Origin of the sequence: Flavisphingomonas formosensis (genome assembly GCF_009755815.1) — a bacterium.
GTDB lineage: Bacteria > Pseudomonadota > Alphaproteobacteria > Sphingomonadales > Sphingomonadaceae > Flavisphingomonas > Flavisphingomonas formosensis.
The window spans coordinates 14473-25935 of the sequence record NZ_WRPK01000020.1; the positions used below are offsets into that span (position 1 = coordinate 14473).

At 63.4% G+C, this 11463-nt stretch carries 13 protein-coding genes; 10 read left to right on the forward strand and 3 right to left on the reverse strand.

What is annotated here, in order from left to right; all coding sequences use genetic code 11:
• The first annotated feature begins 9 nt into the window (after positions 1-9).
• The 6 genes from GQY20_RS32355 to GQY20_RS30960 all read left to right on the forward strand — a co-directional run bounded on the left by GQY20_RS32355 (position 10) and on the right by GQY20_RS30960 (position 4361).
• Positions 10-672: an SDR family NAD(P)-dependent oxidoreductase gene (locus GQY20_RS32355; RefSeq protein WP_198351320.1), complete on the forward strand. Its 663-nt coding sequence runs from the start codon at positions 10-12 to the stop codon at positions 670-672.
• Positions 669-857 (forward strand): hypothetical protein, encoded by a 189-nt coding sequence (locus GQY20_RS32360; RefSeq protein ID WP_198351321.1) that lies wholly within the window; start codon positions 669-671, stop codon positions 855-857. Before GQY20_RS32355 ends, GQY20_RS32360 begins: the two co-directional genes overlap by 4 nt.
• Positions 857-2191 (forward strand): hypothetical protein, encoded by a 1335-nt coding sequence (locus tag GQY20_RS30945; RefSeq protein ID WP_157221040.1) that lies wholly within the window; start codon positions 857-859, stop codon positions 2189-2191. Before GQY20_RS32360 ends, GQY20_RS30945 begins: the two co-directional genes overlap by 1 nt.
• A 67-nt stretch (positions 2192-2258) precedes the next feature.
• Complete coding sequence (locus GQY20_RS30950; RefSeq protein ID WP_157221041.1) at positions 2259-2852, forward strand: DUF6088 family protein; 594 nt, start codon at positions 2259-2261, stop codon at positions 2850-2852.
• A complete protein-coding gene (locus GQY20_RS30955; protein ID WP_157221042.1) occupies positions 2845-3861 on the forward strand; it encodes a nucleotidyl transferase AbiEii/AbiGii toxin family protein in 1017 nt (338 codons plus the stop codon). The genes GQY20_RS30950 and GQY20_RS30955 overlap by 8 nt, the downstream gene beginning before the upstream one ends.
• Positions 3862-4118: 257 nt before the next feature.
• Positions 4119-4361, forward strand: coding sequence for a hypothetical protein (locus tag GQY20_RS30960; RefSeq protein WP_157221043.1), 243 nt, complete (start codon positions 4119-4121; stop codon positions 4359-4361).
• Between the two features lie 390 nt (positions 4362-4751).
• Here GQY20_RS30960 and GQY20_RS30965 read toward each other — a convergent pair whose 3' ends face one another.
• Genes GQY20_RS30965 through GQY20_RS30975 form a run of 3 tightly spaced genes read right to left on the reverse strand, consistent with a single transcriptional unit; the run spans position 4752 to position 7385 of the window.
• Positions 4752-5666: an amidohydrolase family protein gene (locus GQY20_RS30965; protein ID WP_157221044.1), complete on the reverse strand. Its 915-nt coding sequence runs from the start codon at positions 5664-5666 to the stop codon at positions 4752-4754.
• Complete coding sequence (locus GQY20_RS30970; RefSeq protein ID WP_157221045.1) at positions 5663-6718, reverse strand: 4-oxalomesaconate tautomerase; 1056 nt, start codon at positions 6716-6718, stop codon at positions 5663-5665. The genes GQY20_RS30965 and GQY20_RS30970 overlap by 4 nt, the downstream gene beginning before the upstream one ends.
• A complete protein-coding gene (locus GQY20_RS30975) occupies positions 6711-7385 on the reverse strand; it encodes a 4-carboxy-4-hydroxy-2-oxoadipate aldolase/oxaloacetate decarboxylase (protein WP_157221046.1) in 675 nt (224 codons plus the stop codon). Before GQY20_RS30975 ends, GQY20_RS30970 begins: the two co-directional genes overlap by 8 nt.
• Before the next feature lie 105 nt (positions 7386-7490).
• Between GQY20_RS30975 and GQY20_RS30980 the strand changes: the two genes are divergently transcribed.
• From GQY20_RS30980 to GQY20_RS30995, 4 genes are all read left to right on the forward strand, one after another.
• Complete coding sequence (locus GQY20_RS30980) at positions 7491-8645, forward strand: LysR substrate-binding domain-containing protein (protein ID WP_157221047.1); 1155 nt, start codon at positions 7491-7493, stop codon at positions 8643-8645.
• Between the two features lie 65 nt (positions 8646-8710).
• Positions 8711-9610: an NAD(P)-dependent oxidoreductase gene (locus tag GQY20_RS30985; protein ID WP_232476352.1), complete on the forward strand. Its 900-nt coding sequence runs from the start codon at positions 8711-8713 to the stop codon at positions 9608-9610.
• Positions 9607-10626, forward strand: a complete 1020-nt coding sequence (locus GQY20_RS30990; protein WP_157221049.1) for an amidohydrolase family protein — start codon at positions 9607-9609, stop codon at positions 10624-10626. Before GQY20_RS30985 ends, GQY20_RS30990 begins: the two co-directional genes overlap by 4 nt.
• Positions 10623-11453 carry an SDR family NAD(P)-dependent oxidoreductase gene (locus GQY20_RS30995; protein ID WP_232476353.1) on the forward strand — a complete coding sequence of 277 codons (831 nt, stop codon included), beginning with the start codon at positions 10623-10625 and terminating at the stop codon, positions 11451-11453. Before GQY20_RS30990 ends, GQY20_RS30995 begins: the two co-directional genes overlap by 4 nt.
• Positions 11454-11463 lie beyond the last annotated feature (10 nt).

Genomic DNA, 11463 nt, shown 5'->3' on the forward strand with positions numbered 1-11463 from the left:
ACGTCCGAAGTGTCGGAAGCGATCTGGCGGCTCGCCAGCGATCCGGCGTCGCCATTCCGCGTCGCGGCCGGCGCGGACGCTGAAGCCTGGATGGCCGAAGCGAGCGAGGCGTCGCTAACGGTGAACTGGCCGGCATTGAGGGAGTATTGCATGGCCGGCAAGGCAACGCCGCTCAACGGAGCGCCGGTGAGTTTGGTCACAGGCGCGAACAGGGGGATCGGTCTCGAAACGGTTCGGCGCCTTGTTGGCGCGGGACATCATGTGTTTCTGGCCGCTCGGGATACCGAGCGTGGTCCTGCAGCTGCGGAGGCGGTCGAGGGCTATAGCCTGGGCGGTCAAGTCACGCTCGGGACCACAACGGGCTGGCTGCTGACGCCGCCGACATCGCAAGACGCCGAGAACCAGCTCGTTCGCGACAGCCTGGCGCTGGAGAAGACCGACCCTGCGCATGAGAAGTACCACGGCATCTTCCTGAGCCACACCGGCGTCGACAACCCTTTTGTGCGTCAACTGCGCAAGGATCTGCTCGCGCATGGCGTGGAGCGCGTGTGGCTGGACGAGGCTGAAATTGACATCGGGGATTCGCTGATCGCCAAGATCGAGGAGGGCATGAAGCTGAGCCGCTACATCGCCGTCGTCCTTTCCAAGAGGTCGATGGGGCGCCTTGGGTGAAGAAGGAGCTCGATGTGGCGATGAACCGCGAGATCGCGAGCGGCGAAGTCGTGGTGTTGCCGCTGCTTTATGAGGAATGCGAGCTACCGGAGTTCCTGAAGGGCAAGCTCTACGCCGACTTCTCGAAGCCTGAGGAGTATGAAGCGGTGCTGGCCAAGCTCCTGCGACGGCTTCGGATCGCCTGATGAGTGAGGCGACCGGTCCCAGCGACGCGATGATCTCCGCGATATCGGACCTGTGGCGGCTGCGTCCCCCGGGGCCTGATAACATTCTCGCGTATCCAGCCTTCGAGCGACTGCGCGAAGCCTGTCGCGACGGCTATCCGAACGCTGGCAAGAAGGGACCGGCTTTCGCGCTCTCGACCGCTTTGCGGGCCCTTGGTCTTCCCTGTGGCCTGCAGAAGGAGACGCTCCATCTTTCCTTGCCGGTAGAGGAGGCGGCAAAGGACCTCGATGCGGCGCTGAGGGCGACCCATGCCAAGCGCATCCACCTCGTGCCGCTCGACCTCGCTGCTGACCTGCCGTCGATTGCGTTCGGCTCGGCGAGGTTGGGCCGGCCGACCGCGGACGAACTGCGGACCCTGGTCGATGAGGCCAGGCTGAAGCGGCTCTATCCGCGGCAGGACTTCGACGCCGCGCGTTTTTCTGAGTTCCACTGGCTGGTTGTCGAGGAGACGGTAGCGCTCGAGCACGAACCCGAGGCACGCGCTGTCCCGGTACTGTTCATGGACCTCAGCCGGGACCTGGGACAGATCGAACCCCATAAGGGACGGTTTCCGGTCGCGGTCGAAGAGGCGCTGTTCTTCCTGCTGCTGGCGCCGTGGGAAAGCTGGTCGACCATGGCGGAGGTCGACTGGCGCGGCTTCCGGGTCCCGTGGGTCTACACCGTCGACAGCGACATCTTCGTTCGCCCCAACACGCCCCCGTCGCCCGATACGCTGAGTTGGGAGGATCGGATCTACGACGACGGCTACGGCGGGACCTATGAGGAGGAACGACCGGTCGAGCTGCGCCTCGAAGACGACGTCGCAACCGAATTGCCGATCTGGGACCAGAGCCGCTGGGCGATCGTCGAGCAGGCGAAGCAATCGGTTCTGTTCGAAACGCCGATCACGCACTTTCTGGTCCGCGCGTTCCTGGCCGAAGGCGTCGACGAATTCCTGGCCCATATCACGACGATTGAAGCGGCGCTGGGCCTGCGCGCCGACTATCAGAAGAGCTTCCGGGTGGCACCCGACCGGCACAAGAGATTGCGCGCCACCGATAAGATGCGAGGCCGTGTCGCCGGTCTGCTGGGCGGTCGAAGGTATGCCGATCAATACGAGTGGCTGTTCGACCTGCGCAGCGCGTTCCTGCACGGCCGCGCGATGACGGCCATTTCGACCAAGGAACGGGTCATGGCCCGGTCGCTGGCTCGGCAGGTTGTGGAAGCGCTGATCCTCACCACCCAGGCCGGGCCTATCTCCTCGCGCGAGGACTTTCTCGACGGCCTGCTCGATAAGGGTGCGCCTCTCCTCTAGCCAGCATCACCAGCGCCCGGTTGAAAACTGTCAGAAAACTGCGTATATTTCTGACAGGAGAATCGCGATGGTGCGCTTGACCGAACAGATCCTTGAGCACGCGCAGCGGCTGCCGGAAGGCACGCCCGTCGCGGCTAAGAGCTTGCTCCACCTTGGCAATCGTGCCGCGGTGGATCAGGCCTTGTCGCGCCTTGCTGAGCGGGGGCAACTGATTCGAGCCGGACGCGGCGTGTATCTGCTGCCGGTCACGAGCCGGTTCGGCACCCGGGCGCCGTCTGTAGAACAGGCGGTCGAGGCGCTGGCCGCCCAGCGCGGCGAGGTCATCGTCTCAAGCGGTGCGGCCGCTGCCAACAGCCTCGGCCTTACGACGCAGGTGCCGGTCCGATCTGTCTATCTGACGTCGGGACGGACCCGGAAGATGAGCCTCGGCAAGCAGATCGTAGAGCTTCGCCACGCTCCGCGCTGGCAGCTCGCCATGGCGCATCGGCCAGCGGGACTGGCGGTGCGAGCATTGGCCTGGCTCGGCCCGGAAAGGGCCGAGTCGGCCCTCCAGACCCTGAAGCGCAAGCTTCCACCCGCCGCCTTCAGTGAGTTGGTGGCGGCCGCGCCTCAGCTTCCGACCTGGCTCGCGCGCAGCGTGGGGAAGGTCGCGCATGGCTGACGCCTTCCTCCTCCTTCCGGCCGAGGATCGCCGGGAAGCCTTGAGCGTGGCCGCCGACCGCTCGGGCCGATCGGCGCACCTTCTGGAGAAGGATGCGTGGGTGGTGTGGGCGCTCTCGACGCTTTACGGCTCGCCGCTGGGCGAACACTTGGTCTTCAAGGGCGGCACTTCGCTGTCGAAGGCCTACGGCGTCATCCGGCGGTTTTCCGAGGACGTCGACCTGACATACGACATTCGTGCACTCGCCCCCGACCTCGTCGGAGACAACGGCGAGGCGCTGCCGAAGACGCGAAGCGAAGAAAAACGCTGGACGAGCGAGGTACGCAAGCGCCTGCCGCAATGGGTGGCAGAGGCTGTTCAGCCGGTCGTCGCCGAGGCCTTGGCGGGCGGTCCCCTGTCAGCGGCGGTCCGAGTCGAAGGGGAGAAGCTCTTCATCGACTACGAGGCGACGACGACGGGCTCGGGCTATGTGTCGCCGACCGTCATGCTCGAATTCGGCGCGCGTTCGACGGGCGAGCCAGCCAGCCTGCGGGATGTCGCCTGCGATGCTGCCGGGCTGGTGGATGGCGTCGCTTTTCCAACCGCTCGGCCAAGGGTCATGCATGCCGAGCGGACCTTCTGGGAGAAGGCGACGGCGATCCACGTCTTCTGCCTCCAGGAACGACTCCGTGGTGATCGTTTCGCGCGGCACTGGCATGACGTTGTGCGTCTCGACGAAGCCGGCTTTGCCACCGCTGCCTTCGCTGATCGCGACCTGGCCCACGCCGTGGCCCGTCACAAGACGATGTTCTTCGCCGAGAAGGCCGCGGATCGCTCTCAGATTGACTACGCGGCAGCCGTGAACGGCGGCTTGCAGCTCGTCCCAGCCGGTGACGGCGCCAAAGCCCTCGCAGAAGATTACGCCCAGATGGTCGACGATGGGCTCCTCCTTGAGGAAGCCGAGCCTTTCGAGACGCTCATGGAGCGCTGTGCAGACATGGCCGCGCGGGCCAACAGCGCGGCAGAATAAGAAAACGGGGCTTGGGGGGAAGCAGTGTACATTTCCGAGATCTACGCGAGCGGCTTCCGGTGCTTTGATCCAAATGCCCCGTTGCAGTTGAAGCTCTCACCCGGTCTCAACATCCTCGTGGGACGAACGACGCCGGCAAGAGCGCGATCATCGACGCCGCGCGCTATGTCCTCTGGACGCGCGGCGACGATTATATTCGCCCTGACGAAAACGACTTCCATGTCGGCGCGGACGGCGTTCGTGGATGCGACTTCATCGTGCGCTGCACCTTCGACGACCTCAACGCAGACGAGGAAGCCCGCTTTCTCGAATGGTGCACCAACGAAAAGGGAAAACTTCGGCTGCACGTATGCATGCGCGGCGCTCGGCGCGTCGCACCAGGCGGCGGCAGCATCATCTCCAGCCAGCACCGCGCTGGCGCCGAAGGCGAAGGGCTGCCGCTAGACGGAGAGCTGCGGGAGTATCTGAAGGCTACGTATATGAAATTTCGCCGCCGATAGAGCCTACGTCAGCGGATTAACGGTTTTTATTGCCTATAATCAATAGATTGAAACGCCGGTTGGTGATTGCCCGGTGATTACTCGACCCGAGATGGGTCATAAGGTTTTTTGCTTCGTGCTGCCTCGGCTCGAACGGTTTGAAGGCCGATTTGAAACGTCATCGTCGCAAGACGGGTGGGCTCTTGAAATCGACGAGCTGAAGCGCAGACACACTTTCCGTCCCTTCTTGTACATACGCATTCGAAGACTGAGGGATTTTCCCTGCGGCGCCGCACACATGCGTCGGACGGTTCTTGTGATCAGCATTGTCACCTCCCGACGCTGTCGACCGCTCAGCCGCCAATATTCGATGCCCACGAGCAGACCGTCAGCTTCTCAGCTCTTCACTCCTCAAATAGCCGGTAGGCAGCTTGGTTGAGAGCGCTCGTCGGCCCAATACAGCGCCATTGGATTGTCGATCAGAATTTTGTGCTGCAATTCCAATGTGGGCGCGATCCGCGGTATCATATCTACGAGCGCTCCGTCGTCCGGAATGGCTGCTTCCATTGTGGGATGAGGCCAATCCGTTCCCCACAGGGCCCGGTCGGGATAATCGGCGACCAGCGGCGCGACGGCATGCGCGAAATCATCCCATGGCGGCCCGCAAAGGTCGAGACGATCAGGGCACGTGGCCTTGAAGTATATGTCCGGTCGACTGTCGAGCAATGTGCGGAAACCGCGCATATCCGCACCGGAGGCGCCCTGCGACACATCCGGGCGACCCATATGGTCGATGACCACCGGCACCGGCAGCGCCTCCAGAAATGGTCGAAGCTCGGGCAGGATAGCCGCTTCGAAATAAACAACGACGTGCCAGCCCAGCGGAAGGCGAGCGGCGACGTCAAGGAACTTGTCCTTGGGCGAGTCGTCCACCAGACGCTTGAGGAAGTTGAAGCGGACGCCGCGGATGCCTCCATCGTGAAGCGCGGCGAGTGCGATATCGTCGATCGCAGGATCGACCACGGCCACGCCCCGCGCCGTGCCGTTCGAGCGGGCAATGGCGTCCAGTACGGCGCCGTTGTCAGTACCGTGACAGCTCGCCTGCACGATGACATTGCGCGCGAAGCCGTACCGATCGCGCAATGCGAACAGCAGATCTGGGCCAGCGTCCTGGGGGAGGTATTTGGCCCTTGAACTGAAGGGGTGCAGCGCCTGTGGCCCGAAGACATGGCAATGTGCATCGACGGCACCCGCCGGCGGCTTATAGCGCGCAGGGCTTGGCTCAAGCGTCCAGCTGCGGATGCGGCCCTCGGCATCGACGCTCATGCGAAAACCATTCCGTCCATCAGCTTGCGCGCGGTCCGCAGCAGTGCCGCCGAGATCACCCTGCCTTCGTCATCAGTTTCAAGAACGCAACTCATCTCCCCGGACGGATGCTCGATCGACAGCGTCTTGCTGCGCCCTGCCGGAATCTGCGCCACATCCGCCGCTGGCGATCCAGCGACAAGACAGGCGGTGGCGACCGTCACCGCGCCGAGTACGCCGATGGTAGCGTGCGCACGATGCGGAATGAAGCTGCGCACCGTTACGGCTCCTCCACAGGCGGGCGGCGCAACGAGCATCATTTTCGGAACACTCTGCTCCGTCACGTCGCCGAGGTTCATCAGAGGCCCGGCCTGCAGCCGGATGGTTTCGAGCCTTGCTTTGAGATCTGTCCAGCCATCCAGGGTCTCGCGATCCTCATAGCCCTTCGCCCCCACATTTTCGGCCTTCAACACCACGCACGGCATACCATTGTCGATCAGCGTGCACGCCACACCGTCAATGATGTCCACCGCATTGCCGGTCGGCAGCAGCGCCCCGCAGGACGATCCGCTGGTGTCGCGGAATTCAAGCGGCACCGCCGCGGCTGTGCCCGGCACTCCATCGATCCGCGCATCGCCGGCATAGGTTGGAACACCGTGAGGCGTCTGCACTGTTGCAACTGCGATCTGCCCGGTGTTGACCATGAAAATCGTCACCGGGGTCTTCTCATCCAGGCCGGTCACGAGGCCCCGTTCGATAGCGAACGGCCCGACCCCCGCCAGCAGGTTGCCGCAATTCTGGCTAGCCGTGACGATCGCCTGGTCAACAAATACTTGAAGGAACAGATAATCGACGTCGACCTCGTCGCGCGCAGATTTGCTCACGACCGCCACTTTTGACGTAAGGGGGTCGGCGCCCCCTATTCCGTCGATCTGTCGCGGGTCTGGCGATCCCATGAAACGTAGCAGAAGGGCGTCACGTTCGGCCGGGTCGCCCGGCAGGTCCTCAGCGAGGAAAAACGCACCCTTGGATGTGCCGCCGCGCATCCACATGCACCGCAGGCCGTCATTCATAGCGCAATCCCATCGCCTCGAGCTTCCCCCGCATATCGTAGATGTCGAGCCCGAGTTCTCCTGCCGCCAGCCGGCTGCGTTTCGACTCCTCGTTCTTCTCCCGGACCAGCGCCTTTTCGAGCACTTTTGCAGCAGTTTCCTGCCGAACCACGCACACGCCGTCATCGTCCGCGACGATCACGTCACCCGGCAGGATCGCGGCACCCGCGCAGACAATCGGCACGTTCACCGACCCCAGTGTGGCCTTTACCGTGCCTTGGGCGAAGACGGCTTTGGACCAGACGGGGAAACCCATCTGCGTCAAGTCGCGCACATCGCGCACGCCTGCGTTGATCACGAGTCCGCGACAACCTCTTGCCATCGCGCTGGTCGCCAGCAGATCGCCGAAATAGCCATCCACGCACGGACTGGTCGGTGCGAGCACGAGGATGTCACCCTCTTGCAGCTGCTCGATAGCGACGTGCAACATCCAATTGTCACCGGGCGGCGCGGAGATGGTGACCGCGGAACCGGCGATCCGCGCGCCGGGAAAGATGGGACGCATATACTGATCCAGAAGGCCGGTGCGCCCCTGCGCCTCATGCACTGTAGCGACGCCGCAGGCTGCCAGTCCGTCCACCACGGTTCGCTCGGCTCTTTTCACGTCGCGTACAACTCGTCCGCTCATGCCGTCTCGACTCCTTAGTCTTGATCTGCGGCATGGCGGAACGGCCGGCTGAGAAGAAGTCAGATCCTTTCACGCGGTATAAGAAATTGCTAATAGCGTTGACCCATGAATGCAGAGCATCTCAACCTTCGCCACCTGCGCTCCGTGCTCGCCGTGGCCCGTCGCGGCAGCATCTCGGCAGCTGCGCGCGAGATCCACCTGACACAGCCAGCAATCACCCAAGGTATTGCGAAGCTGGAGGCGACGTTGGGGCAGCGGCTGTTTGACCGGCGCAGCGATGGCATGGCAGCCACGCCCGCGGCCTTGAAATTCGCCGGGCGCATCGAACGTGCCCTGGGCTTGATCAAAAGCGAGCGGGTGACCGCTACACAGGTGCGGGCGTTCCTCGCGGTCGCGAAGGCAGGCAGCTATGCAGGCGCCTCTCGAGCAACCGGGCTCCGCGAGGCCTCGCTGCACCGTGCGGTGGCCGATCTCTCCATCGCGCTGGGCCATCCATTGTTTGAGCGCCGGCACGGCAGGATCATAGCCACGGCGGAGGGCGAGCGGGCAGCGCGCCGCTTCGGCCTTGCACGCGCGGAACTGGCGGCGGGTCTGGATGAGATGGCCGCCGAAACTGGCCGAGAGACTGGACACATCGCGATCGGTGCGATGCCATTGTCGCGCGCGCGCTTACTGCCTCGAACCCTCGCCGGCTTCAGCGAGCGCTTTCCGGATTCGTCCGTGACCATCGTTGAAGGAAGCCACGGAGAGTTGCTGGCTCCACTTCGCAACGGCGATGTCGATTTGCTCGTCGGCGCGCTTCGCTTCCCGCCGCCCGCTCGCGATCTGCACCAGATACCGTTGTTCGAGGATCGGCCGATCATCATCGGCCGGGCGGGCCACCCATTGGCGGGCACCGAACCTGACCTTGCGACAATGGCGCGATATCCGTGGACGCTCGCGGGCCGTGGAACGCCACTGCGAGAGCACTGGGAGCAGATGTTCGATGCAGCAGGAATATCGCGCCCGCGCGTCCCGGTGGAGTGCGGTTCCGTCATGACGATCCGCCAGCTGTTGCGCGACAGCGACTTCCTGACGCTTCTTTCGCCGGATCAGGTTTCGGTGGAACTGGACGCCGGGCTGCTGACCGCCATCGGCTTAGCGCCAGAGGCAACCGCGCGTGTAATCGGCTTGACGACGCGCGCTGACTGGTTCCCCACGGCGCTCCAGCGCGCCTTTATCGCCGAACTTACTGCTGCCTCGGCTGAGAGCCTTTCGTAAAATCTAATAAGAGTGCCACGCTTTCGATTGGTCCGATGCGGGTCTCAGTCGCTAGCGTCACGGGCGTGTCAAGTGTAGCTTTCATCGGGTTTGGAGAAGCGGCGCAAGCCTTCGCTGGCGCGCCGACCTGGCGCGGCGTTGCGCAGACGTTCGACCTCAAGGTGCTGGATGCGAGCAGTCGGTTGGAGATCGAGCGGGCGGGTGAAAGGGCAGGCGTAGCGGTTTGCGCCTCGGTCGGTGACGCATGCTCGAGCGCGCTGCTGATCATCAGCGTTGTAACCGCCGACCAGGCTTTACACGCCGCAGGCGCGGCAGCTCCCTTTCTCGAACCGGGGGCGATTTTTTGCGACTTCAACTCCGTCGCGCCCGATACGAAACGCCACGCGGCAAAGGTCATCGAAGCAATTGGCGGACGATATGTCGACGTCGCTGTGATGGCCCCTGTGTTGCCTGCGCGTCTGGACGTACCGCTCCTCGTAGCCGGTCCCCACGCCCAAGCAGCCGTCGAGGCGCTGGAGTCGTGCGGCTTCGGTCACGTGCGCAATCTCGGTGACGAGGTTGGATCCGCCTCGGCAATCAAGATGATCCGTTCGGTCATGGTCAAGGGCATCGAGGCGCTGAGCGCTGAATGCTTTCTCGCCGCGGAGGCAGCCGGCGTACGCGCGGAGGTAGCTGCCTCGATCAACGCGAGCTGGCCCGGCGTCGATTGGTCGAAGAACGCAGATTATAATCTGGACCGGATGATGGTTCACGGACTGCGCCGTGCAGAGGAGGTCGAGGAAGTTGTCAAGACTCTCGACGCCCTTGGCACAGGTTCCTTCATGTCACGAGGCACGGTGGACCGGCACCGGGCGATCGGTCAGCTTCGCATTTCTCCGCCCGAAGGGTTGCTCGCCAAACTCGCCGTCCTTCTTTCTTCGGGATCAATCACGAACCATCAGTCACAGGATGCCTCGCGACAATGATCATCGACTGTCACGGCCATTATACCACCGCGCCCGCCGCTCATAACGACTGGCGCGAAGCACAGAAAGCCGCTTATCAAGTCGGCGAGGTTCCGCCCTCCTATCCGTATATTTCCGACGACGAGATCCGCGACACGTTGGAGGGTAACCAGATCCGCCTGATCCGCGAGCGCGGTGCGGACATGACAATCTTCTCTCCCCGCGCGTCGGCCATGGCACCGCACGTTGGGGACGAAAGTGTCGCTACGCAGTGGACGCGCGCGAATAACGACCTGATCGCACGTTGCGTCGCGCTGTATCCGGAGACCTTTGTCGGCGTCTGCATGCTGCCGCAATCGCCCGGAGCGGACATGGCGGGATCGGTGGCAGAACTGCATCGATGTGTCGAGGAGCTCGGCTTCGTCGGCTGCAACCTCAACCCCGATCCCGGGGGAGGCAGGTTCGATCATCCTCCGCTCACGGATCGCTTCTGGTATCCCTTTTACGAGGCGATGGTTGCGTTGGATGTACCGGCCATGATTCATGTCTCCGGTTCATGCAATCCCGCGATGCACGCGACGGGGGCCTATTACATCGCCGCCGATACGCTTGCCTTCATGCAGTTGATCGAGGGCGACCTGTTTGCCGATTTCCCGACGCTACGCTTCATCATCCCGCATGGCGGCGGTGCGGTGCCCTATCACTGGGGTCGCTATCGCGGTTTGGCGGACATGCTCAAGAAGCCGGCGCTCGAGGGGCATCTGATGAACAATGTGTTCTTCGATACGTGCGTCTATCACCAGCCGGGTATAAATCTGTTGGCGGACGTGATCGAAACCAAGAATATCCTGTTCGGCAGCGAGATGGTGGGCGCGGTCAGAGGCATCGATCGGAACACGGGTCACTATTTCGACGACACCAAACGCTACGTCGATGGACTGCCGATCAGCGAGGCGCAACGTCACGCAATCTTCGAGGGCAATGCCCGCCGCGTGTTCCCACGGCTCGACGCCAAGCTGAAGGAACGCGGCCTTTGACGCGCAATACCGGAAGACCAGATGACGGTGCACCCGGCAAAACCGGGAGTATCCGAACCCCGAGGCTTGCGGGAAAAGTTGCGCTGGTCACCGGCGTCGGATCGGGGATCGGGCGGGGGTGTGCGCTCGCCTTTGCACGAGAGGGCGCGTCGGTTTTCGGCTGTGACCTCGACCCGGCCGCAGCCGAGCAGTGTCTGGCAGCAGCGGCTGCGGAAGGACTTTCCATCGACAGTTGGCATCCTTGCGACCTGACGATCGACGCGCAGTGCCGCACCCTCCTTGAGCGCGTCCATGCTCGGCACGGCCAACTCGACATCCTTGTCAACGCCGCCGCCATCGCACCCCGCCTCGCTTCCATCGCTACGCTGGAAGAGCACGACTGGATCGCGACAATGAAGGGTGAAGTGGACTTGGTCTATCTGCTTACGCGTCACGCCTGGCCGCATCTCACGGCAAGCGGGGCGGGATCGATCGTCAACTTCGCTTCGGTGAATGCCTTTCGCGGGAGCCGGCTCTTTGGCATGGCCGCGCATTGCGCCGGAAAAGGCGCCGTACTCGCGCTCACCCGACAAATGGCGGTCGAGGGCGGGCCGTACAACCTGCGCGCGAACAGCATCTCACCAGCGATTATAGCAAGCGACGCGACCGCCGCCGCTGGCGCGCTGGAGCCCGGCGAGACGCGCGAGCGCTTGTTGTCACGCATGCTCATCAAGCGACTGGGCACCCCCGAGGATGTCGCGGCTTGCGCGATCTTCCTCGCATCTGATGAAGCAGGCTGGATCACTGGCGCCGACATTCCCGTCGATGGCGGCGTCATGGCCAACTGAAGAGGATGAT